General features: G+C 65.4%; 26 protein-coding genes. 14 read left to right on the top strand and 12 right to left on the bottom strand.

The features are described from left to right. Positions 1–6 precede the first annotated feature (6 nt). The 4 genes from FRF71_RS04495 to FRF71_RS04480 all read right to left on the bottom strand — a co-directional run bounded on the left by FRF71_RS04495 (position 7) and on the right by FRF71_RS04480 (position 3397). Positions 7–588, bottom strand: coding sequence for an EF-hand domain-containing protein (locus FRF71_RS04495; RefSeq protein ID WP_238339421.1), 582 nt, complete (start codon positions 586–588; stop codon positions 7–9). A 181-nt stretch (positions 589–769) separates the two neighbouring features. Continuing rightward, positions 770–1165: a cupin domain-containing protein gene (locus FRF71_RS04490; RefSeq protein WP_147089432.1), complete on the bottom strand. Its 396-nt coding sequence runs from the start codon at positions 1163–1165 to the stop codon at positions 770–772. Between the two features lie 6 nt (positions 1166–1171). Continuing rightward, positions 1172–1540 (bottom strand): VOC family protein, encoded by a 369-nt coding sequence (locus FRF71_RS04485; protein ID WP_147089431.1) that lies wholly within the window; start codon positions 1538–1540, stop codon positions 1172–1174. A gap of 51 nt (positions 1541–1591) precedes the next feature. After that, positions 1592–3397 (bottom strand): aminopeptidase P family protein, encoded by a 1806-nt coding sequence (locus FRF71_RS04480; RefSeq protein WP_147089430.1) that lies wholly within the window; start codon positions 3395–3397, stop codon positions 1592–1594. 38 nt (positions 3398–3435) lie between these two features. On the opposite strand from FRF71_RS04480, the gene FRF71_RS04475 reads away from it, so the two are divergent. Together FRF71_RS04475 and FRF71_RS04470 are read left to right on the top strand one after the other, a co-directional pair. Beyond that, entirely contained in the window at positions 3436–5490 is a 2055-nt protein-coding gene (locus tag FRF71_RS04475; protein ID WP_147089429.1) for a S9 family peptidase, read from the top strand. Further along, positions 5487–5897: an acyl-CoA thioesterase gene (locus tag FRF71_RS04470; protein ID WP_147089428.1), complete on the top strand. Its 411-nt coding sequence runs from the start codon at positions 5487–5489 to the stop codon at positions 5895–5897. The genes FRF71_RS04475 and FRF71_RS04470 overlap by 4 nt, the downstream gene beginning before the upstream one ends. Here FRF71_RS04470 and ald read toward each other — a convergent pair. From ald to FRF71_RS04450, 4 genes are all read right to left on the bottom strand, one after another. Further along, positions 5894–7009: an alanine dehydrogenase gene (ald, locus tag FRF71_RS04465; RefSeq protein WP_147089427.1), complete on the bottom strand. Its 1116-nt coding sequence runs from the start codon at positions 7007–7009 to the stop codon at positions 5894–5896. The two genes, FRF71_RS04470 and ald, sit on opposite strands and share 4 nt — an antisense overlap. A 76-nt stretch (positions 7010–7085) precedes the next feature. Next, the gene (locus FRF71_RS04460; protein ID WP_147089426.1) at positions 7086–7955 is read right to left on the bottom strand and encodes an MBL fold metallo-hydrolase; all 870 of its coding nucleotides are present in this window, start codon (positions 7953–7955) and stop codon (positions 7086–7088) included. Positions 7956–8034: 79 nt separating this feature from the next. After that, positions 8035–9189: a BaiN/RdsA family NAD(P)/FAD-dependent oxidoreductase gene (locus FRF71_RS04455; protein ID WP_147089425.1), complete on the bottom strand. Its 1155-nt coding sequence runs from the start codon at positions 9187–9189 to the stop codon at positions 8035–8037. After that, entirely contained in the window at positions 9186–10796 is a 1611-nt protein-coding gene (locus tag FRF71_RS04450; RefSeq protein ID WP_147089424.1) for an NAD(P)/FAD-dependent oxidoreductase, read from the bottom strand. Before FRF71_RS04450 ends, FRF71_RS04455 begins: the two co-directional genes overlap by 4 nt. A gap of 376 nt (positions 10797–11172) precedes the next feature. Here FRF71_RS04450 and FRF71_RS04445 point away from each other — a divergent pair, with 376 nt between their 5' ends. Then, the gene (locus FRF71_RS04445) at positions 11173–11379 is read left to right on the top strand and encodes a cold-shock protein (RefSeq protein WP_147089423.1); all 207 of its coding nucleotides are present in this window, start codon (positions 11173–11175) and stop codon (positions 11377–11379) included. Between the two features lie 4 nt (positions 11380–11383). Further along, on the top strand, positions 11384–11650 hold the full coding sequence (gene infA / locus FRF71_RS04440) for a translation initiation factor IF-1 (protein ID WP_147089422.1): 267 nt from the start codon (positions 11384–11386) through the stop codon (positions 11648–11650). Positions 11651–11743: 93 nt separating this feature from the next. Here the strand turns inward: infA and FRF71_RS15405 are convergent, their stop codons facing one another. Then, a complete protein-coding gene (locus tag FRF71_RS15405) occupies positions 11744–11887 on the bottom strand; it encodes a hypothetical protein (protein WP_161597877.1) in 144 nt (47 codons plus the stop codon). On the opposite strand from FRF71_RS15405, the gene FRF71_RS04430 reads away from it, so the two are divergent. Continuing rightward, on the top strand, positions 11886–12098 hold the full coding sequence (locus FRF71_RS04430; RefSeq protein ID WP_147089420.1) for a hypothetical protein: 213 nt from the start codon (positions 11886–11888) through the stop codon (positions 12096–12098). The two genes, FRF71_RS15405 and FRF71_RS04430, sit on opposite strands and share 2 nt — an antisense overlap. A 7-nt stretch (positions 12099–12105) precedes the next feature. Here the strand turns inward: FRF71_RS04430 and FRF71_RS04425 are convergent, their stop codons facing one another. Both FRF71_RS04425 and FRF71_RS04420 read right to left on the bottom strand, forming a co-directional pair. After that, positions 12106–14454 carry a DNA translocase FtsK gene (locus tag FRF71_RS04425; protein WP_147089419.1) on the bottom strand — a complete coding sequence of 783 codons (2349 nt, stop codon included), beginning with the start codon at positions 14452–14454 and terminating at the stop codon, positions 12106–12108. An 82-nt stretch (positions 14455–14536) separates the two neighbouring features. Then, on the bottom strand, positions 14537–15070 hold the full coding sequence (locus FRF71_RS04420) for a thiamine phosphate synthase (RefSeq protein WP_147089418.1): 534 nt from the start codon (positions 15068–15070) through the stop codon (positions 14537–14539). Between FRF71_RS04420 and FRF71_RS04415 the strand changes: the two genes are divergently transcribed. Both FRF71_RS04415 and FRF71_RS04410 read left to right on the top strand, forming a co-directional pair. Continuing rightward, on the top strand, positions 15069–15731 hold the full coding sequence (locus FRF71_RS04415) for a YggS family pyridoxal phosphate-dependent enzyme (protein WP_147089417.1): 663 nt from the start codon (positions 15069–15071) through the stop codon (positions 15729–15731). The two genes, FRF71_RS04420 and FRF71_RS04415, sit on opposite strands and share 2 nt — an antisense overlap. Before the next feature lie 45 nt (positions 15732–15776). Beyond that, a complete protein-coding gene (locus tag FRF71_RS04410) occupies positions 15777–17525 on the top strand; it encodes a class I adenylate-forming enzyme family protein (RefSeq protein ID WP_147089416.1) in 1749 nt (582 codons plus the stop codon). Between the two features lie 9 nt (positions 17526–17534). Here the strand turns inward: FRF71_RS04410 and pyk are convergent, their stop codons facing one another. Beyond that, a complete protein-coding gene (gene pyk, locus FRF71_RS04405; protein WP_147089415.1) occupies positions 17535–18992 on the bottom strand; it encodes a pyruvate kinase in 1458 nt (485 codons plus the stop codon). A 174-nt stretch (positions 18993–19166) separates the two neighbouring features. Between pyk and FRF71_RS04400 the strand changes: the two genes are divergently transcribed. The 7 genes from FRF71_RS04400 (at position 19167) to ruvA (ending at position 22504) form a co-directional block, all read left to right on the top strand. Continuing rightward, positions 19167–19502, top strand: coding sequence for a DUF1244 domain-containing protein (locus FRF71_RS04400; protein WP_147089414.1), 336 nt, complete (start codon positions 19167–19169; stop codon positions 19500–19502). A gap of 45 nt (positions 19503–19547) precedes the next feature. After that, complete coding sequence (locus FRF71_RS04395; RefSeq protein WP_147089413.1) at positions 19548–19784, top strand: DUF2312 domain-containing protein; 237 nt, start codon at positions 19548–19550, stop codon at positions 19782–19784. Between the two features lie 66 nt (positions 19785–19850). Then, complete coding sequence (locus tag FRF71_RS04390; RefSeq protein WP_147089412.1) at positions 19851–20168, top strand: heavy metal-binding domain-containing protein; 318 nt, start codon at positions 19851–19853, stop codon at positions 20166–20168. 59 nt (positions 20169–20227) lie between these two features. Then, a complete protein-coding gene (locus tag FRF71_RS04385) occupies positions 20228–20971 on the top strand; it encodes a YebC/PmpR family DNA-binding transcriptional regulator (protein WP_147089411.1) in 744 nt (247 codons plus the stop codon). After that, entirely contained in the window at positions 20968–21438 is a 471-nt protein-coding gene (gene ruvC, locus FRF71_RS04380) for a crossover junction endodeoxyribonuclease RuvC (RefSeq protein WP_147089410.1), read from the top strand. The genes FRF71_RS04385 and ruvC overlap by 4 nt, the downstream gene beginning before the upstream one ends. 61 nt (positions 21439–21499) lie before the next feature. Next, the gene (locus FRF71_RS04375; RefSeq protein ID WP_147089409.1) at positions 21500–21838 is read left to right on the top strand and encodes a hypothetical protein; all 339 of its coding nucleotides are present in this window, start codon (positions 21500–21502) and stop codon (positions 21836–21838) included. A 66-nt stretch (positions 21839–21904) separates the two neighbouring features. Then, a complete protein-coding gene (ruvA, locus tag FRF71_RS04370; RefSeq protein ID WP_147089408.1) occupies positions 21905–22504 on the top strand; it encodes a Holliday junction branch migration protein RuvA in 600 nt (199 codons plus the stop codon). Positions 22505–22569 lie beyond the last annotated feature (65 nt).

Here is a 22569-nt window from a genome sequence, read left to right as displayed (position 1 = left end):
GCGGGTTCAGTGCCCTTCGTGGCCGGCCTTGTCGCCAGCGCCGCGCATCGACCGCATATGTTCACGCATCTTGGCGCGGGCGGCCTGACGTTCGTCGGCGGTGACAGTGCCGTCCTTGTTGGCATCCATCATCGCGAAATGCTTGCCCTGGGCGGCAATGAACTCGTCGCGGGTGATCGCGCCATCCTTGTTGGTATCGGCCATGCGGGCCATCATACCCATCCCGCCGGGGCCGCCATGACCACCGCGCCGACCCATCTTGCCACCCATCGGTGGCGGGCCATCCGGGCCCCCTGCCATGCCCTCATGCTTGGGGCGACCGGCGGCAAATTCGGCTGACGAGAGCTTGCCATCCTTGTCGGTATCGAGGCGGGCAAAGTGCTCGGCCTGTCGGGCAGCACGGTCAGCCTCGTCCAGCTTGCCGTCCTTGTTGGCATCCATGCGGGCGAACATCTCCGCAGCGCGGGCCTCGGCATCAACCTTGGTCAGGTTGGCCTTCGGCTCGGGCGTGGGCTGGGCCAGCAGTGCGGCCGGGATCGCAGCGAGGGCAAGCGCGACAAGAGCGCCATTGCGGTTGATCTTGGTCATCGGGTCAAAACTCCATCCACTCGGGGCGACGCCGCGCCGGCAACGCGAGAAGGGGGAGACAGCACCCGGCGCGGCGTCATTCGCACCGGATAGCCCTCGCTTGTCGCCGCAATATGCCCGATTGCGGGAGAATTGTCGCCAATTGTCGCAAAGCCGCCGCGCTGTTCACGCATCCGCAAGTTCAGCGCGGCCGATGCTCGGTGCCGAGCCCGGCGGTGATGAACAAAGCCGTCGCCTCACCTTCGATATCAGCAGTGTGCCAGGTGCCGGGCGGGTTGATCGCATAGGATCCGGCCGTGATTGTCACACTGGTCGCCTGTCCGTCGGGGTGCTCCTGATGCAGCGTCATGCTGCCTGACAGGCACAGCACCACTTCGGCGCCGACCGGGTGCATCTCCCACGAATCCCAGGACTCGTGGAAAGTGTAAAGCGAGACCAGCCGCCCTTCCGCGCCATCGGCAGCGTGGCGGGCGACATAGTCTTCATACCAGGCCATGCCGGTAAAGTGCGGCTGCGGCACCGCAGTTGCGCCGAGCCCGAGATGGATCGGCTGCTGCTCAAGCGACCAGCCCGCCATGGCGGCTCAACCCATCACAAAGGCGTTGAGCTTGTTCCCGTCCGGATCACGGAAGTAACCGGCATAGAACCCTTCGCCGCGCGGGCCAGGCGCCCCTTCATCGGTCCCGCCATTGGCCATGGCGATGGCATAAAGCCGGTCAACCTGCTCCTTATCCTTCGCCTCGAGCGCCACCATCACGCCGTTGCCGACCGTTGCGGCCTGGCCGTCATAAGGCTTGGTCACGGCGATCCCGCAGGGGCCATCCGGGATGCCCCAGGCGATGAAGCTTTCGAATTCCATCATTCGCGGCGTGTTCATTTCGGCAGCCAGCGCATCATAGAACTTGGCGGCGCGGGGCAGGTCATTGGTGCCCAGGGTAACGTAACCGATCATCGCAATTCTCCCTCCGATTCGATTGGAGAACAATACAGGAACATGATTATCTTACAAGGGGCTGCAGGCGGCCTTCAACCAGCCTAGCGCTTCGCCCGAAAGCTGCGGCGCAAGGATCGCCTCGACCTTGGCGTGATAGGCGTTCCACCAGGCCACTTCGTCGCGGGTCAGCAGGGTCTGGTCGACTAAGGTCCGGTCGACCGGGGCGAAGGTCAGCGTCTCGAAGCCGAAGTACTCCCCCTCGGCCCCGTCGATGGCGCGCGGTTCGACCAGCACGAGGTTCTCGATCCGGATGCCGAAATCGCCGCCCTTGTAATAGCCCGGCTCGTTCGAAAGGATCATGCCAGGGAGCAGCTCCTGCCCGGTCCCGGCCTGCCCGCCCTGGGCCTTGGCAATCCGCTGGGGTCCCTCGTGGACCGAGAGGAAGCTGCCAACGCCGTGGCCGGTGCCGTGGGCATAGTCGACCCCGGCTGCCCACAGGAACTGCCGCGCCAGCGTATCAAGCTGCGCGCCGACCGTGCCCTTGGGGAAGACCGCGCGGTCCAGCGCGATGTGGCCCTTGAGCACGCGGGTGAAGCGGTCCTTGTGCTCGGCGCGCGGTTCGCCCGGGCCAACCCAGACGGTGCGGGTGATGTCGGTCGTGCCATCGGCATATTGCCCGCCGGAATCGACCAGGTAGACCGAGTTGGGTTCGATCGGGAGGTTCGATTCCTCGTCGACCCGGTAATGCGGGATCGCGGCGTGCGGCCCGGCGGCGGAGATCGTGTCAAACGACAGGTCGCGCAGCAGCCCGGTTTCCTCGCGATAGGCGCGCAGCTGAGCGGCGGCGGAAAGCTCGGTCTGCGCGCCCTTGGGTGCCTCGACCGAAAGCCAGTGCAGGAACCGCGCAATCGCGGCGCCGTCGCGGGCCTGGGCTGCGCGCTGGCCCTGCTGCTCGACCGGGTTTTTCTGCGCCTTGGGCAGGATGGTCGGGTCAAGCAGGTCAACCGCCTTTGCCCCGGCGGCATCCAGCGCGGCATAGACGGCGTGGACCGAACGCTCGGGATCGACCGCAACCTTCTTGCCGGCCAGCTTGCCAAGGCCCGCCGCAAAGGCGCTGTACGGCGCGATGGTCACCGCATTGCCGAGGTGTGCGCGCAGTTCGGGCGTAACCTTGTCTTCGGCGATGAACAGCTCGGCCGTGCCATCGGCGTGGGCGATCACGAAGGACAGCGCGACTGGCGTGCGGTCCACATCGGCGCCGCGGATGTTGAGCAGCCAGGCCACGCTGTCGAGCGCCGAGATCACCGCGGCATCAAGACCCTTGGCGGCGAGCCATTCGGCGACCTGGCTACGCTTGGCCTCGCTCGATTGGCCGGCCAGCTCGGTCGGGTGGACCAGCGCCGGGGCAGCCGAAGGCGCTGGGCGATCGGCCCACACGGCATCGACCGGGTTGCTTTCGACCGGGACCATGCTGGCGTCCTTGTCGGCCAGCGCTTTCACGCAGGCATCGACCCAGGGCTTCCCGTGCAGCCACGGATCGAACCCGATCTTCGCGCCAGCAGGGGCGTGTTCAGCCAGCCAGGCCGGGATCGGTTCGGCCGGGACAGAGCGATATTCGAACAGCCGCTCGTCCACCTGATCGCGGACCTGGATCGTGTAGCGGCCATCGACGAAGATCGCTGCGCGATCGGCCAAAACAACGGCCGTGCCGGCCGAACCGCCGAACCCGGTTAGCCAGGCCAGCCGCTGGGCATAGCCGCCGACATATTCGCTCATGTGCTCGTCGGAAATCGGCACAACAAAGCCATCAAGGCCGCGTGCCCTCAGTTCCTTGCGCAGCGCTTCCAAACGGGCTTCATGGGTGTTCATCAGCATGGCTTGCAGTCCTTCTGCTGCCACCATAGAGCCAAGCAATGAGTCTGACCACACCCCCCAAAGCCGCCAAGAAGCCCCACAGCGTTACCCATCACGGGATTACCGTGACCGATGACTATGCCTGGCTGCGCGATCCCGGCTATCCTGAGGTCAAGGATGCCGAAGTCCTGGCCCACCTGCAGGCCGAGAACGCCTGGTTCGAAGCGCGGATGGCGGGCCAGCAAGGCCGGATCGATGCGCTGTTCAAGGAAATGCGGGCGCGGATCAAGGAGGCTGACAAGTCGGTCCCGCAGAAGGACGGCGATTATCTCTACTGGATTGAGTTTGAGGAAGGGGCTGAATACAAAAAGTGGTGGCGCCGGCCGGTCGCCGGCGGGCCGGACGAGCTGATCCTTGACGAGGTGGCGCTGGCCGAGGGTCATGAATACTTCCGGCTTGGCGCGATTGCCGTATCGAACGATGGCAAGCTGCTGGCCTGGTCGGTTGATGACAACGGCTCGGAGCGGTTCACCGCCCGGATCAAAGTGATCGCCACCGGGGAAGTCCTGCCCGACGAGATCCCGGGCACGCTCTCCAGTCTGATCTGGGTCGGCCAGGACAAGGGCCTGGTCTACAGCCTCGCCAACGAGCAGTGGCGGACCGACAATGCCCGGCTGCACTGGCTGGGCCAGCCGATCTCAAGTGACGTTGAGCTTTACCACGAGGACGACGAGGGTTTCCGCGTCGGTTGCTCGCTTTCGGCCAACGAGGAATGGTTGATCATCGGCACATCGGACCATGAAACCAGCGAGGTCCGGCTGGTCCCGGCGGCCGATCCGCTGGCCACACCGTTGCTCGTTAAGCCGCGTCAGACGGGGGTGGAGTACGATGTCGACCTGCGCGGTGAGGCGCTGTTCATCCACGCCAACGACACGCATGAGAACTTCCGTCTCGCGACTGCCCTGCTCAGCGCGCCGGGCGAATGGACCACGCTGATCGAGGGGACCGACCACTTCTACCTGACGGGGTTCGACCTGTTCCGCGATTTTTACGTCACCGAAGGCCGGGTCCGTGGGCTCGACCGGATCGAGGTGCGCTATTACGACGATCCGGCACGGGTCGAGCCGATCGCGTTCCCCGAGGCGAGCTTCTCGGCCGGCCTGGGTGACAATCCCGAATGGGCGGTGACCACGCTGCGGCTGTCCTATGAGAGCATGGTCAGCCCTGCCTCGGTGCTGGATTACGATGTCGCCGGCCGCAAGCTCACCACGCTCAAGGTCCAGGAAATCCCCTCGGGCTATGACGCTTCACTCTATGCGACCGAGCGGCTAGAGATTGACGCGCGTGATGGCACAAAGATCCCGGTCTCGGTGGTCTATCGCAAGGATCGCGCGGCGGGCGGCCCGCTCCATCTCTATGGCTATGGTGCCTATGGCATCTCGATTGACCCGGGCTTTTCGACCACGCGGCTAAGCCTAGTGGACCGCGGCTTTGCCTATGCCATCGCCCATATCCGCGGCGGCGATGACCTGGGCCGGGCCTGGTACAAGGCCGGCAAGCTGGAGCGGCGGACCAACACTTTCAACGACTTTGTCGATGTCGCCAAGGGGCTGATCGAACGCGGTTTCACCCAGGCTGGCAGGATCAGCATTTCCGGCGGTTCGGCTGGGGGTGAGCTGATGGGGGCGGTGATCAATTCCGATCCTGAGCTGTGGGGCGCGGTCGTGGCCCACGTGCCGTTTGTCGATGTGCTGGCGACCATGCTCGATCCCACCCTGCCGCTGACACCAGGGGAATGGCCCGAATGGGGCAACCCGATCGAAGACAAGGCAGCCTTCGAGCTGATCCGCAGCTACTCGCCTTACGATCAGGTCAAGGCCCAGGCCTATCCACCACTGCTGGTTACAGCCGGCCTCAATGATCCGCGCGTGACCTATTGGGAGCCGGCCAAATGGGTTGCGAAGCTGCGTGAGCTCAAGACCGACGGCAACGAGCTGCTGCTCAAGACCAACATGGGCGCGGGCCACGGCGGCAAGTCGGGCCGATTCGAGAGCCTGAAGGAAACCGCCGAGGAGTTCGCCTTTATCCTGTGGCAGCTGGGGGTGACGGAGTGAGCAACCGCTTCACCCTGACCTTTACGGCCAAGCCGCAGCACATCGATGAGCTGGGCCATGTCAACAACGCGGTGTGGGTGGACTGGATCCAGCAGATCGCCACGGCGCACTGGTCAGCCGTGGCTGCGCCCGAGCACCAGGCGACCTATATCTGGGTCGTGACCCGGCACGAGATCGACTATCGCGGCAATGTCGGCCTGGGGGAAACGGTGACGGCGGAAACCTTCATCCCCGCGCCGCCGACCGGTGCGCGGTTTGATCGCCGGGTCGATTTCCGGGGGCCCGACGGCAAGGTGATCGTCTCGGCCCGGACGACCTGGGCAATGCTAGACAAGGCCAGCGGCCGACTGGCGCGGGTGCGTGATGAGATCACCGCGCCGTTCCGGCCGTTCAGCGAAGAGGCTTAGCCCAGCACGTCTGCAACCGGGGTATAGGCATAGCCCAGCTCGGTCGCGACCGCTTCGTAGGTGACCTTGCCGGCATGGACGTTGAGACCGTTGGCGAGGTGCGGATTGGCCTTCAACGCCGCCTGCCAGCCCAAATCGGCGATCCGCAGCGCGTGCGGCAGGGTCACGTTGTTGAGCGCATAGGTGCTGGTCCGGGCGACCGCGCCGGGCATGTTGGCGACGCAGTAGTGGACGATGCCATCGACCACATAGGTCGGATCGGCATGGGTGGTGGCGTGGCTGGTCTCGAAGCAGCCGCCCTGGTCAATCGCGACGTCGACCAGCACGGCGCCGGGCTTCATCGTCTTCAGCATTTCGCGCGTGACCAGCTTGGGCGCGGCGGCGCCAGGGACCAGCACGGCGCCGATCACCAGTTCGGCTTCCTGGACCATCTGCTGGACCACGGCGAGGTTAGAAAAACGGGTCTTGGCGCGGCCTTCGAAATGGTTGTCGAGCCGCTCGAGCACTTCGGGATCGCGGTCAAGGATGGTCACGTCGGCGCCCATCCCTACGGCCATCTGCGCGGCGTGGAAGCCGACCACGCCACCTCCGATCACCAGGACCTTGCCGGGCAGCACGCCCGGCACGCCGCCCAGCAGCACCCCGCGCCCGCCATGCGCCTTCTGCAGCGCGGTTGCCCCGGCCTGGATCGACATGCGCCCCGCCACCTGGCTCATCGGTTTCAGCAGCGGAAGGGTGCCGCCCGGGCCGGTCACGGTTTCATAGGCGATTGCGGTGACGCCGGACTTGACCAGATCGGCGGTCTGTTCCGGATCGGGCGCAAGGTGGAGGTAGGTGTAGAGGATCTGCCCTTCGCGCAGCATGGCGCGCTCCCCGGCTTGCGGTTCCTTGACCTTCACGATCATCTCGCAGCCATCGAACACGGTCTTCGCGTCGGGCTTGATGCTCGCGCCAGCGGCGGAATAGGCCGCATCCTCGGCACCGATCCCAAGGCCCGCGCCGCTCTCCACCCAGACCTCATGACCATGGCTCACCAGCTCGCGGACCGATTCCGGGGTCAGGCCGACGCGGTATTCGTGGTTCTTGATTTCCTTGACGGTGCCGACGCGCATGGGGGCTCTCCTTTGCGCAAGTCGTTACAGATGTAACCGGTTAGAGGCAAGCACCCGGCTGATGGCGCGGCGCTCTTTAGACCTCGAACCGGAACACATCACCCTCACGCCGCACGTGGCCGGCGGTTGGCCCAGCGTAATGGGTGCCGATCACCAGCAGCTGCGCATCGGCCCATTCGCCGAACAGCCGCGCCCGGGTCTGCGCGGCGGCACCAGGGTCGCTGTCGAACAGCGGGGACCAGTCGGGATGGGCCAGTTGGCAGGGATGGTGCGTCATATCGCCGGTGATGACCGCGCGCTGCCCTTCGGATTCGATCCCGATGCTGACGTGCCCCGGGGTGTGGCCGGTAGTGGGAATCAGCTGCACCTCGTCCGAAATGCGGTGATCGAGCTCAACCAGTTCGGCCAGTCCGGCATCGAGGATCGGCTGGATCGAATCGGCCATGATTTGGCGCTGGTTGTCTTCCTCGAAGGCGTTCCAGTGGTCGAACTCGATCCGGCCAAACAGGTAGCGCGCCTTGGGGAAAGTCGGCACCCAGGCATCGCCCTCACGCATCGTATTCCAGCCGACATGATCGACGTGGAGGTGCGTGCAGACGACGGCATCGACACTGTCGCGGCTCCAGCCAGCCTCGGCCATCCGCTCAAGGAACGGTGTCGCCAGCCCGCGGCCGCCAAGCAGTGCGCGCGGCTTGTCGTTGCCGATGCAGGTATCGACCACCAACCGCAGCCCCGGTGCCTCGACCAAGAGGGCATGGATCGACAGCAGCATCTTGTCCTCGGCGCTGACGAAGTGCGGATAGAGCCAGGGCAGTTTGCGCAGTTCGGCGGCGGTCGCCTGGGGCAGAAAGGAATTGTCGGGTCCGGCTTCGACCGGCAGGATCGTCTCGACGATCCGGGTCACCTTGACTGCGCCGATCTGCCAGCTGAGCGGTGCCTGTTCCATCCTGCTGTACCTCCCTGTCGCCGCCTGTCAGGCTAGCCGCCCGCGCGCCGCGCGCAACTGCTATCGCTAGCGACAGCTGCTAAAACGCCGATCCCGCGGCGTGGGCGCTGGCCCAGGCCCACTGAAAATTGTAGCCGCCGAGCCAGCCGGTCACGTCGACCGCCTCGCCGATGGCGTAGAGACCGGGGACCATCTTGGCTTCCATGGTCTGGCTGGAAAGCTCCGCCGTGCTTATCCCGCCGGCGGTGACCTCGGCCTTGGCATAGCCCTCGCTGCCGTTGGGCGCGAAGTGCCAGTCATGCAGCTGCGCTTCGGCCGCGCGCAGCACCTTATCGGACTGGTTGCCAAGCTCGCCCGCCACACCAAGCCGCCAGGCCAGGGTCGTCGCCAGCCGCTCAGGCAGCGGCAGAACCTTGCGCAATGCGCTGCGCGGTTGGCTGCGCTTGGCCTCCAGCAACCAGCCTGGCGGTTGGTCGGGCAGGTAATCGATCCGCACGTCCTCGCCGCGCTGCCAGTAGGAGCTGACCTGCAGGATGGCCGGACCGCTGAGGCCGCGATGGGTAAACAGCGCTGCCTCGCGGAACGCGGCCTTGCCGCAGCGCGCCACCACGTCGGTCGCGACGCCCGTCAGCTCGGTAAACAGCGCATCCTCGCCGCTCAGCGTGAGCGGCACGAGCGCCGGGCGCGGCTGGACGACCTTGAGACCGAACTGGCGGGCCAGCTCATAGGCGAGGGTGGTTGCGCCTAGCTTGGGGATCGAAGGGCCGCCAGTGGCGATCACCAGTGCCGGTGCACTGGCACCCGCAACATGGAACTGCCCGTCACGATGCTCGGCCATGCCGGTTTCGCTGCCAAGCCGGACCGTGACACCGCCGCGCTCGCACTCCTCCAGCAGCATGGCAACGATCTGCCTTGCCGAGCCATCGCAGAACAGTTGCCCCAGCGTCTTTTCGTGCCAGGCAATGCCATAGCTATCGACCAGCTTGATGAAGTCCGCCGGGGTGTAGCGGGCCAGGGCCGACTTGGCGAAATGCGGGTTGGCCGAGAGGTAGCGATCGGGCGCGGTGTGGACATTCGTGAAGTTGCAGCGCCCGCCGCCCGAGATCAGGATCTTGCGGCCAACTTCATCATTGTGATCGAGCAGCAGCACCCGCTTGCCGCGCTGCCCGGCGGTAGCGGCGCAGAACAGCCCGGCCGCGCCAGCGCCCAGAACGATGGCGTCGAATTCGCTCAACCCGCGGCGACCAGCTTGGCCGCCAGCGCCTCGGCCACCTTGATCCCGTCAACCGCGGCCGAAAGGATGCCCCCGGCATAGCCCGCGCCTTCGCCAGCCGGGTAAAGCCCCACGGTGTTGATCGACTGGAAGTCCGCGCCCCGGCGGATCCGGATCGGGCTGGAGGTGCGGGTTTCGACCCCGGTCATTACCGCGTCGGGATGGTCGTAGCCCGGTACTTGCCGGCCAAATACAGGGAGGGCTTCGCGCAGCGCAGTAATCACGAAATCGGGCAGGACTTCGGCCAGATCAGTCGGCTTGACGCCCGGCTTGTAGCTCGGCTCAACCACGCCGAACCCGGTCGACGGCCGCCCTGCGAGCAGGTCTTCGACCCGCTGTCCCGGCGCATGGTAATTGGACCCGCCCGCAACAAAAGCCTGCTCTTCCAGCTGCCGCTGGAGCCGCACTCCGGCCAGTGGATCGCCGGGGAAGTCACGCTCGGGATTGATGTCGACCACCAGCCCTGAATTGGCGTTGAACTCGGCGCGCGAGTACTGGCTCATCCCGTTGGTGACGACCCGGCCTTCCTCGCTGGTCGCCGCGACCACGCGGCCGCCTGGGCACATGCAGAACGAATAGACCGCGCGGCCATTGCTGGCCTGGTGCGAGATCGCATAGGCCGCTGCCCCAAGGATCGGGTTGCCGGCATTGGGGCCAAAGCGCGCCTTGTCGATCCAGCTTTGCGGGTGTTCGATCCGCACGCCAATCGCGAAGGGCTTGGCCTCAACATAGACCCCGCGCTCGTGAAGCTTGAAGAAGGTGTCGCGGGCTGAATGGCCGACCGCGAGGATGACATGCTCAGCCGGCAGGAACTCCCCGGTCGAGAGGGTCAGGCCTTTGAGCTGCCCGTCCTCGACCGCGAAATCCTCGACCCGCGTGCCAAAGCGGTATTCGCCGCCCAGCTTCTCGATCGTCTCGCGGATCGACATAACCATGGTGACTAGCCGGAAGGTGCCGACGTGGGGGTGGGCCTCGGTCAGGATGTCCTCGGGCGCCCCGGCCTTGACGAATTCGGTCAGCACCTTGCGTCCCAGGTGGCGCGGGTCCTTGATCCGCGAATAGAGCTTGCCGTCCGAGAAAGTGCCCGCCCCGCCTTCGCCGAACTGGGCATTGGATTCGGTTTCCAGAACAGCCCGGCGCCACAGCCCCCAGGTGTCCTTGGTCCGCTCACGCACGGCCTTGCCGCGTTCGATGATGATCGGTTTGAGGCCCATCTCCGCCAGGATCAGCGCCGCCATCAGCCCGCAGGGGCCAGCGCCAATCACGACCGGGCGCGGGCCGCTCCACCCCTCGGGCGCCATGACCGGGAACTTGTAGGACAGGTCCGGCGCCAGCTTCACATGCGGATCGCCGTGGTGCCGTTCCAGCACCTTGGCTTCTTCACGAACCACGGCATCGATCGTGTAGATCAGCTTGATCGCGGTCTTCTTGCGGGCATCGTTACCGCGCCGGAACACGCTGAAGCGGACCAGTTCCTCTTGCGCAATGCCAAGCTTGGCCAGCACCGCCGCTTCCAGCGCGGGGGCTTCATGGTCAAGCGGCAAGGCCAGGTCGGTCAGGCGGATCATGGAGCTGCCTTTCGCCGGGTCGGCGCGCGATGGCAAGCGTTCAGAGGGAATGCGCACGGCGGTGATCCGCACCTTTCAGGCCGCCGGCACGTGCAATTGGTGACTGCGCAGGTGCTGCATCATCTAGGCTCAGGCGATTCGGCAGATCGCTTGGTGCTGCGGCTGGAAAGCCAACGCCCCCGCGGCCCAAACGGCCCCCGATTTGCGTCCCGACGCGGCAAAGTTTGCTATTTCCGCCGGGAAAGCGCATAGGGTTCGGGCTACGTCGCCTGCGACGGGACTTTCGGCAGTCGATGCCCCAACTCCCCTTACACGCCACATTGCCTCAGGTGCACGTTGTGCCTGGGTCCTGCAGGTTTCGTGAAAGGACCGCATTATGACTACTGGAACCGTAAAATTCTTCAATACCGACAAGGGCTTCGGCTTTATTGCGCCTGATGGCGGCGGCACGGACAGCTTTGTCCACATCACTGCCGTTCAGGCTGCTGGCATGTCGACCCTCGACAAGGATCAGCGCATCAATTTCGATCTGGAAACCGATCAGCGCGGCCGCACTTCGGCCGTGAACCTTTCGGCGGCCTGATCGAATGGCCAAAGAGGAGTTAATGACCCTCGACGGCCAGATCGATGATATCCTCCCCGACGGCCGGTTCGGTGTGTTGCTCGAAAACGGACACCACATCGTTGCCTATACTTCCGGCAAGATGCGTAAATTCCGCATCCGCTCGGTCGTCGGGGATCGGGTCAAGGTCGAAATGACGGCCTACGATCTCAGCAAGGGCCGGATCGTGTTTCGCGATCGCGGCCCGGGCTTCACCACCGGGGCACCGCCGCGGCGTCAACAGCGCCGCTAGGGGGCAACACCGAAGGATAAGCCGATGTCCGCTTCGACCCAGTTCTACCTCGACCAGGCCGCCGAGTGCGGCCGCAATGCCCAGTCGGCTACCCTACAGAACCAGCGCGAGGTCCTGCTCAAGGCCCAGGCTGCCTGGCAGGCCATGGCCGACCGTGCCATCCGCACCGCTACCGAGCGCGACCGTCGTGAAGACGAACGCCGCGAGCTGGCGCTGCTCACACAGGGAACACCGCATGTCCAGAGACCTGATCCGCCCCTTCCTGATTAGCCGCGATGCCGAAGGCAACGTCCGCCTTTCGGTGCGCGACGTGCGCTATAATTCGCAGGGCTACCCGCTCGTCACCGACGTGATGCAGGATACCCTGTTTGCAACAGTCAGCGCGGCGCGCAGCTTTGCCCGCCTGCATTTCAAGGCATTGGCCGGCCAGTACGAGCTGCGGGCCTGACCCAGCCTCAGAGCGGGTTGCCGTCACGGTCGCGATAGATGTCGCGGCGGCCGACGTGGTTGGCGGGGCCGACAAAGCCGTCGGCCTCCATCCGCTCGACCCACTTGGCGGCCGTGTTATAGCCCACGCCAAGCTGGCGCTGCAGCCAAGAGGCTGAAGCCTTCTGACTTTCGAACACGATCTGGCAGGCCTGGCGGTACTTGCGCTCTTCGGGGCTGTCAGAGGCCGTAACGTCAAGATCGTCGAAGCCGAAGCCGCCGTCCTCCGGCTCCTCGGTGACCGAATCGACATATTCCGGCTTGCCCTGGCTGCGCCAGAAATCGGCCAGCCGTTCCACTTCCTCGTCCGAAACGAAGGGGCCGTGCACGCGGCGGATCGGGTCGGTGTTGGGCTTGTAGAGCATGTCGCCCTTGCCCAGGAGCTGCTCCGCGCCCTGCTCGCCCAGGATGGTCCGGCTGTCGATCCGGCTGGTCACGGCAAAGCTGATGCGGGTCGGCAGGTTGGCCTTGATCACCCCGGTGATGACGTCGACCGAAGGCCGCTGCGTCGCCATGATCAGGTGGATGCCGGCCGCGCGGCTCTTCTGGCTGAGCCGCTGGATCAGCACTTCGACTTCCTTGCCGACCGTAACCATCAGGTCGGCCAGTTCGTCGACGATCACCACAATCTGCGGGAGCACCGGGTAGTCGAGCTGGTGCTCTTCATACAGCTCCTCGCCGGTTTCCGGATCGAAGCCGATCTGGATGCGGCGACCAAGCGGCCTGCCCTTGGCAATCGCGGTCTTCACCTTATCGTTGAAACCGGCAAGGTTGCGGACCGAAATCTCGCTCATCATCCGGTAGCGGCGTTCCATTTCCTCGACCGCCCACTTGAGCGCGCGAACGGCCTTGGCCGGCTCGGTCACCACGGGCGAGAGCAGGTGCGGGATGTCGTCGTAGGACTTCAGTTCCAGCACCTTGGGATCGACCAAGATCAGGCGGCACTGCGCCGGGGTCAGCCGGTAGAGCAGCGAAAGCAGGATCGTGTTGAGCCCGACTGACTTGCCCGAACCGGTCGTCCCCGCGACCAGCAGGTGCGGCATGGTGGCAAGGTCCGCCACGACTGGCTCCCCGGCGATGTCCTTGCCCAGGATGATCGGCAGCATGCCTTTCGATCCCGCGAAGGCCTCACTCGCGACCATTTCCTTGAAGCTGACCATCTGCCGGTCGGCATTGGGCAGTTCGATGCCCATTACCGTGCGGCCTGGGATCGAAGAGACGCGGGCCGAGATCGCGCTCATGTTGCGGGCGATGTCGTCGGCCAGGCCGATCACGCGGCTGGCCTTGATCCCCGGGGCCGGTTCCAGTTCGTACATGGTGACGACCGGACCGGTGCGGACTGCGGTGATCTCACCCTTGACGTTGAAATCGTCGAGCACGGTTTCGAGCAGCCGGGCGTTGCGCTCAAGCGCCAGCTTGTCGATCTTTTGCTTCGAATGCGGCGGCGGATCATTGAGCAGTTCTAGCGACGGCAGCTCGTAGCTGTCGAACAGGTCACCCTGCTTGCCCGAAGTCGCCAGCTGGGCGGGCTTGGCTGGGCGGGTCGGATCAGAGATGACCGGCGGCTTGCGCGGTTCGCTGGCGGTGAGCGGGGCCGGGCGCTGGTCCGCGGCAGGCTTGGCCAGGGGTTTGACACTGATCACGCGGTCGGTGTCGATCGACCGGTCGCGGCGCAGGAAGGCAGGCAGGGTCAGCAGGCTGCCCCAGTCGATCGCGAACACCCGTGCCGCGAGAATCGATCCGCCGGCGAGGCAGGCAAGCCCCGCGCCCAGGATCGCCCAGAAGCGGCTGGCTTCGGGCAGCAGACCCGCCAAGGCATCGATCACGCGGGCGCCCAACAGGCCGCTGATTCCACCCATCCCGGCTGGGAGCGAGCCGCCCGGGCCGGTGAAAACCAGCGTCATGACCGTGCCAAGCAGGGCCATGGCGAACAGCAGCACCCCGATCGGCCGCCACCAGGCATGGTTGGCGTGGGGCAGGTCACCGTCTTCCTCTTCGACCAAGCGCCATAGTTTGCGCGCGCCGACATAGAGCAACGGCAGGAACAGGACCGAGACGGGTCCAAACAGGAACAGGGCACGTTCGGCAATCCAGGCACCGGGCGTGCCCATCCAGTTAGCCGGCGGACCTCCGGCAGCGGTCGAGGCCGACGGATCGGTCTGGTGGTAGCTGATCAAGGCGAGCGCCAGGAAGACCATCCCCGCCAGCAGCAAGCCGGCTCCGCCGATCTCGGCGGCGCGGCGCGCGGCGCGGCGCAGGGTAGCGCGCCAGTTGACCTGCGCGCCGCGGGTTCCCGCGCTGACTGCCCGTGTTGCCATGGATGCTTCCCTTCGTTCGGCGCGCATAATGCGCCTGCCGGTGACTCCGCGTCAAGAATCCTTGGGAATCTAACGATTCGCTTCAGCGCAAAAAGGCGTCGATCCCGGCCCAGCGCGGCCATTTGAGCCGCCGCGCGCGGCCCGCATTCATCCCGCCGAGTGCAATGACCGGCACGGGCGAGCGGTGTGCCAGCAGCCGGAAGCGCAGCGGCCCCAGCGCCTTTCCGCCGGGATGCGAGCGGGTTGGAAAGACCGGCGAGAGCAGCACCGCCTCTGCCCGGTGGGCGCGGCCCAGTTCGTGCAGGGAGTGCGCCGCCGCCAGAGTGGCACCGGGGTGCACCCCATAGGATCCGTCCGCACCCCAGCGTCGCGCCATGGCCGGGCTGCCGGACAGCACCGCGCTGACCCCGCGTGACCGGGCCAGGCGAGCGAGCGTGTTCCAACGCCTGCGCCGCTGCTCTTCAGGCAGGTGGTAGTGTCGGAACACGAACCCGCTGCCACGTGGCAGCCGCTTCAGCGCGCGTTCCAGCACGGCATCGTTGCGCGCATCGCTCAGCAGCCAGATTTCGGGGAGGGGCTTCTTTCGCGGCACGGCATCGCTATAGCACCGCGCCATGACCGATCCAGCCACCGCGCTCGCCGACATCACCGCCCGCATTGCCCGCACCGCGCAGATCGCGGGGCGCAAGGCCGACGAGGTGACCCTGGTGGCGATCAGCAAGACCCATCCGGCCGAGCGGATTGCCCCACTGATCGCCGCCGGCCAGCGTGTCTTTGGCGAGAACCGCGTGCAGGAGGCGGCGGAAAAGTGGCCGGCACTGCGCGACACTAATCCTGACATCGCACTGCACCTCGTCGGCCAGTTGCAATCCAACAAGGCCGACGAAGCTGTGCGGCTGTTTGATTGTATCCACGCGCTTGACCGGCCCTCGCTTGTCAGCGCACTCGGCAAGGCGATGGACAAGGCGGGTCGGCAGGTGCCCTGCTTCGTCCAGGTCAATATTGGCGCCGAAGAGCAGAAGGGCGGCTGCGCGATTGCCGATCTGCCCGCCCTGCTGGATGAGGTCCGGACCGCGCAGATCCCGGTGATCGGTCTGATGTGCGTGCCGCCGCTGGGGATTGAACCAGCCCCGTTCTTCGCCCTGCTCGACAAGCTGGCGACCGACAATGGGCTTGCCGGACGCTCGATGGGGATGAGCGACGATTTCGAAACCGCGATCATGCTGGGTGCAACGCACGTCCGCGTCGGTTCCGCCTTGTTCGGCGCGCGCGGCTGACCTAGCCTGTCCGCCAAGGCGGCCTAGCGACCGCCGCGGAGGATCATGGGCGAAGTCAGCAGCGAACATCTTGGCGACAGTTTCAGGGAGTGGATTCCGGCCGGCTGGCCGGCGCGCAGCCTGGAGGAGTGCGAGGCGATCCTCTGCGCGCCGGGCGCGCGGTTCGAATATGAGACCATCGATATCCGCGGCGTGCCGACCCGTGTATGGAAGAATGCACCGGAGAACCTGGCGGTGCTGGCCCGGATCGGCCGCAGCCATGGCGATGCGACCTTCCTGATCTATGAGGAGGAACGGGTTTCTTACGAAGCCTGGTTCCGCGCGGTTGCCGCTTTTGGCCGGCACCTCCAGTCGCTGGGCGTGCAGAAGGGCGACCGGGTGGCCCTGGCCATGCGCAATCTGCCTGAATGGCCGGTCGCGTTCTTCGCAGCGGTCACCATCGGTGCGATCTGTGTACCGCTCAACGCCTGGTGGACCGGGCCGGAGCTGGCCTATGGCCTGGCCCACTCGGGCGCCAAGGTGCTGGTCTGCGATGGCGAGCGGCTGGACCGGGTCTTGCCGCACCGCGCCGAACTGCCGGACCTGGCCCATGTCATCGTTTCGCGCCGCGATGATCTGCCGGCCGGCGTGACCACGCTGGAAAGCGTGATCGGAGCCTCGTCAAACTGGGGTGCCTTGCCCGATCAGGATCTGCCGGATGTTGTCATTGCTGCCGATGACGATGCAACGATCCTCTACACCTCGGGCACCACCGGCAATCCCAAGGGCGCACTGGGGACGCACCGCAACTTCGTCACCAACATCTTCTCCAGCGCCTATGGCGCCGCGCGGCAGGTGCTGCGACGGGGCGAAGCTCTGCCTGACCCGGCGCGCAAGGTGCTGCTGACGGTCATCCCGCTGTTCCACGCGACCGCCTGTTCGGCGACGATGATGGGGGCGATCGCGGCCGGTCACACGATGATCTTCATGTACAAGTGGGAGCCGGAAAAGGCCTTCCAGATCATCGAGCGCGAGAAGGTCAATTCGACCGGCGGCGTGCCCACCATCGCCTGGCAATTGCTGGAGCATCCGGCGCGCGAGAAGTACGATCTCTCCTCGCTTGAAGCGATCGGTTATGGCGGCGCGCCTTCGGCGCCCGACCTGGTCCGCAAGATCCGCGAAGTGTTCGGCGCGTTGCCTGCCAATGGCTGGGGCATGACCGAGACCACTGCGACCGTCACCGGCCTATCCGCCGAGGACTATCTCAACCGCCCGACCAGCTGCGGCCCGCCCGTCGCGGTCGCGCAGCTCAAGGTGCTGGATGAGGAAGGCAACCCGCTGCCTCCCGGCCAGATCGGCGAGCTCTATGCCAATGGGCCGATGATCGTGAAGGGCTACTGGAACAACCCCGAAGCGACCGCGGCGACCTTCATCGACGGCTGGGTGCGGACCGGTGACCTCGCCTGGATCGACGAGGAAGGCTTCTGTTACATCGCCGACCGGGCCAAGGACATCGTCATCCGCGGCGGGGAGAACATCTACTCGTCCGAGGTCGAGAACGTCCTCTACGATCACCCGGCGGTGATGGACGCGGCGGTGGTCGGCATTCCGCACCGCACCCTGGGCGAGGAACCGGCTGCCGTGGTGCACCTGACACCAGGCCAGTCCGCGACCGAGGTCGAGCTGCAGGACTGGGTCCGCGCCCGCCTCGCCGCGTTCAAGGTGCCGGTGCGGATCCTGTTCTTGACTGAAACCCTGCCGCGCAACGCCAATGGCAAGATCCTCAAGAAGGACCTCAAGGCGCTGTTCGACTAGCCGCCGAAATCAACCTTTGTGCCGGTCCAGCTCGTCGCCTTGCAAGGTGACGACATGGAGCAGGTTGGTCGAACCCGGCGTGCCGAAGGGCACACCCGCCAGCGCGATCAGCTTTGACCCGGCCGTGCCGAAGCCATGCCGCAGCGCCATGCGCTTACCCTTGGCGATCATTTCCTCAAAGCTGCCGATGTCCTTAGTGGTCACGGCGTGCGCCCCCCACAGCAGGGCGAGCTTGCGGGCGATCTTCTGCGAAGGCGTCAGCACCAGCATCGGCGCGGCCGGGCGCTCACGTGCAACGCGTCGGGCGGTGCTGCCCGAACCGGTGAACACGATCACGCCCGAGATCGGCAGCGATTCCGCGATTGAGGCGCAAGCGTGGGCCAGCGCATCGGCCGTGGTGCGATCGGGCAGAACATCGGCAAAGCTGACCTGCTGGCGATAGCCGGGATCGCGCTCCACTTGCCCGGCGATGCGATGCATGATCGTTACTGCTTCGACCGGCCAGGCGCCGCTGGCAGTTTCGGCCGAAAGCATGACCGCATCGGCCCCGTCATAGACCGCATTGGCCACGTCCGAGACTTCCGCGCGGGTCGGGGCCGGGCTTTCGATCATCGATTCGAGCATCTGCGTGGCAACGACCACCGGCTTGCCCGAGCGGCGGGTCGCGGCGACGATCCGCTTCTGGATCGGCGGCACTTCCTCCGGATTGAGCTCAACCCCCAGGTCGCCGCGGGCGACCATGATCCCGTCGGCCAGCTCGATGATCTCGGCCAGCCGGTCAATCGCGGCGGGCTTTTCAATCTTGGCCATCAGCGAGGTGGCCGATCCGCCCATCAGCTTGCGCGCTTCGGCCACGTCCTCGGGCCGCTGGACGAAGGACAGGGCGATCCAGTCTGCCCCCTGTTCCAGCGCGAAAGACAGATCGCGGCGGTCCTTTTCGGTGAGCGCAGGCACCGGGACGACGGCATCGGGCACGTTCACGCCCTTGCGGTCCATGATTACCCCGCCAACCTCGGCCGAGCAGAGTATTGCATCCTGGCTTGCCTCGATCACTTTCAGCCGCAGTTTGCCGTCGTCGATCAGCAGGCGCTGACCCTTCTTGAGCACGGCGAACAGTTCGGGATGCGGCAGGCAGACACGGGTTTCGTCACCCAGCTCGGGATTGCGATCAAGCGTGAAGTGCCCCGAATGGCGGATCACCGCCTTGCCGTCCTTGAACTGGCCGACGCGCAGCTTGGGGCCCTGCAGGTCGCACAGGATCGCGACCGGCCGGTGCAGGTCCTTTTCGACCGCGCGGATCGCCGCAATAGTCTGGGCGTGGGTTTCGTGATCGCCGTGGCTCATGTTGACGCGGAAGGCGTCGGCCCCGGCAAGCAGAAGCTTCTCGATCATTTCAGGGCTGCGGCTGGCAGGCCCCAGTGTCGCTAGAATCTTGATCTTGCGCCCGCGCGGATCGAACTTAGCCATTGTGTGCCCTTTAAAATGCGATTGCATCACCGGCCCACGCCCCCGGCCCAACCACCCGATGAGGGTACCCTTGGGGCGGTTGGGCCGGGGGCGTGGGCCGGTGATGCTCTCCACGTTAGTGGAGAAATCCTGCAACCTATGGCAAAGGCGTCACCAAAACCCAAGGGTATGCCCATGAGCTGTTCCGAAAATACGAATGCGAACCCCGCAGATCCCCTCGAATCGCTCGACGATGCGGTTGCCGCGGCTGCTTTCCGGCGGCTGGTACGGCATCTGCGCCACCGCAGCGATGCCCAGAACCTCGACCTGATGGTCCTTGCCGGTTTCTGCCGCAATTGCCTGGCCGACTGGATCCGCGATGGCGGTGCGCCTTACGACAAGGAAGGCGCGCGCGAAGTGATCCACGGGATGCCGACGGCCGAATGGAAGGAACGTTTCCACAGGGAAGCGACGCCCGACCAGCTCGAAGCCATGGCGGAGAGCTTGAAGAAGAACGCCCCCGCCCCCTAAGAGCCGGTCAACCGATTCACCCTGTTACCGGAGCTACCCCCAAAGATGGCCGCAACCACCGACGACCGCCTGCGCCTGCTGATCGAGCGCGTGGAGCGCCTGGAAGAAGAGAAGAAGGGCATCGCCGATGACATCCGCGATGTCTATGCTGAGGCCAAGGCCGTGGGCTATGACGCCAAGATCATGCGCCAGATCGTCCGCCTGCGGAAGATGAAGCCCGATGACCGCGCCGAGATGGAAGCAATTCTGGATACTTACAAGGCTGCGCTCGGCCTCGGGTAAGCGCTTGATCGGCGGGCCTCATCACCTATCTCTGGTGCATCACCACCGGGAACAGGAGAGCCCCGCATGATCGTTACCACCACCCCCACGGTCGAGGGCCGTCCAGTCCAGCAGTATCTGGGCGTCGTTACCGGCGAAGTTATCGTTGGCGCCAACATGTTTCGCGACCTGTTCGCCAGCATCCGCGACATCGTCGGCGGGCGTTCGGGTTCCTATGAAGATGTGCTGGCTCGTGCCCGGATGCAGGCGCTGGATGAGATGAAGCAGTTTGCCGCTGGTATGGGCGGCAATGCCGTAGTCGGGGTCGATCTCGATTACGAGGTGCTTGGCGCCAATGGCTCGATGCTGATGGTCAGCGCCACTGGCACAGCCGTGGTTGTCTGATCGCGACCGGTCGGCTAGGGGGCGGCACGTTTTCCAAACCCTAGCTGACGGCGTATCCCATGGCAGGCCATTCCAAATTCAAGAATATCATGCACCGCAAGGGTGCGCAGGATAAGAAGCGCGCCGCGCAGTTCTCCAAGCTGAGCCGCGAAATCACCGTTGCGGCCAAGATGGGCATGCCCGATCCGGACATGAACCCGCGCCTGCGCGCCGCAGTCAACGCTGCCAAGGCGCAGTCGATGCCCAAGGACAATATCCAGCGGGCGATCGACAAGGCCAGCCGCGGCGATGCCGAGAACTATGAAGAGATTCGCTACGAAGGCTATGGCCCGGGCGGCGTCGCGCTGATTGTCGAGGCGCTGACGGATAACCGCAACCGCACCGCCACCAATGTCCGCACGGCCTTTGCTAAGAACGGCGGCAACCTGGGCGCATCAGGCGCGGTGAGCCACGGGTTCGAGCGGCTGGGCCTGATCGAGTATCCGGGCAGCGTCGGCGATGCCGACAAGGTGTTCGAAGCCGCGCTTGAAGCCGGGGCCGACGATGTCGAAAGCGACGAAGAGGCCCACGCGATCTGGGTGGCGGTGGAAAATCTCCACCCCGTCGCCCGCGAGCTGGAAAAGGTGCTGGGTGAGGCCGAGGGCGTGAAGCTCGCCTGGAAGCCCAATCTCAAGACCGAAGTCAGCGCCGAAGATGCGGCAACCCTGCTCAAGCTGATCGACGTGCTTGACGACGATGACGATGTCCAGACCGTCTGGGGCAACTACGAGATCCCGGATGCAGTGATGGAGAAGTTGGGCTGATCATAATCGGCCTCGATCCCTCGCTCAGCTGCACCGGCTGGGGGATCGTTGCGAAAAGCGGCAGCCGGTTGAGCCACATCGCCAATGGTCAGGTGAAGACAGATCCCAAGGCCCCACTGGCCGAACGGCTGGTTGTGCTTGATCGCGAACTGACCGACGTGCTGCTGCACTACCGGCCCGAAAGTGCTGCGGTCGAGGAAGTGTTCGTCAACAAGAACGCCCAGTCTACGCTCAAGCTGGGCCAGGCGCGCGGCGTCTGCCTGCTGGCGCTCGCCCGCGCCGGGCTGCCGGTGGCGGAATATGCCACCCGGTTGGTCAAGAAAGCGATAGTCGGAACCGGCGGGGCGGAAAAGACGCAGGTCCAGGCCATGCTCGGCGTGCTGCTGCCGGGGGTGAAACTGGCCGGAGCCGACGCGGCCGATGCGCTGGCCGTGGCGATCACGCATGCGCATCTGAACCGAGGATAGCAATCGGGGGTTAAGGCGTGGGGTCACACCATGCTGCTTTGGCAGCCAGAGGAGCTTCCCGATGCCTCTCAACCGAACCATTGCCTTCGCCGCGCTCACGGGTCTGGCCCTCTCGGGCTGCACGGCCAGCCGCTATCAGATCTCCGATGCCTTGCAGCGCTATGGCCTGAGCGAAAACCAGGCGAGCTGCGCCGCGGAATTCCTGCGTGGGCACCTTTCGACGAGCCAGGTCAGCCGCCTGACCAAGGCCGCGCGCTACTACGATCGCGACGGACCGCTGACCTTTGGTGACCTGGTGCGTGTCGCCGGCCGGGTCGATGATCGCGAAGTGCTGTTCCAGGTTGGCGCGGCGGCGCTCGCCTGCCGGGTTGCGGCGGATATCCCGATCCCGCGCTTCTAGTTCATAACTGTTCGCCACTTGTTCCTTTCGCTTGCCGAGTGCGCTGCAGCGGGTTAACCCGCGTGCATGATCGCCCGCCTGTCCGGCCTGCTTGACGATTTCGGTCCCGACTGGGCCGTGATTGACGTGAATGGCGTGGGCTACCTTGTCCATTGCAGTGCCCGCACGCTCGATGCCCTGGGCCTGAGGGGTGACCGGGTAACGGTCCACACCGAGCTGCAGGTTTCCGAAAACGATATGCGCCTGATTGGCTTTGCCAGCGGCGGCGAGCGGGAATGGTTTCGTTTGCTCACCGGGATCCAGGGTGTCGGGTCCAAGATGGCACTGGCGGTGCTGTCGGCGCTGACCGTCGACGAACTCCAGCGCGCCTGCGCTGGCGGCGATGCGGCGATGGTCGCGCGCGCGCAAGGCGTGGGGCCCAAGCTCGCCAGCCGGATCGTGAACGAGCTGAAGGACAAGGCCGGCGGCCTGCCTTCGGTCGCGGGGTCTGCAGTGTCCGCTGCCCCGCGCGGCTCGGCCAGCCAGGATGCGGTCTCGGCACTTCAGAACCTTGGCTTCAAACCCAATGTTGCGACCGAAGCCGTGGCGCGGGCGCTGGAGGAACTCGGTGAGGGCGCGGGGCTGAACGATCTGGTGCGGGTTGCGTTGAAAAGGGCGGCGGGATGAGTAAGTCCGCCGCGCCTTTTAGCCGTCATCCCGAGCTTGTTTCCCTATCCATCGGGCGGCAAGGC

The organism is Novosphingobium ginsenosidimutans, from assembly GCF_007954425.1.
GTDB classification, from domain to species: domain Bacteria; phylum Pseudomonadota; class Alphaproteobacteria; order Sphingomonadales; family Sphingomonadaceae; genus Novosphingobium; species Novosphingobium ginsenosidimutans.
Note: the sequence above shows the minus strand (reverse complement) of the source record. Positions and strands in the feature narration are given on the sequence as shown.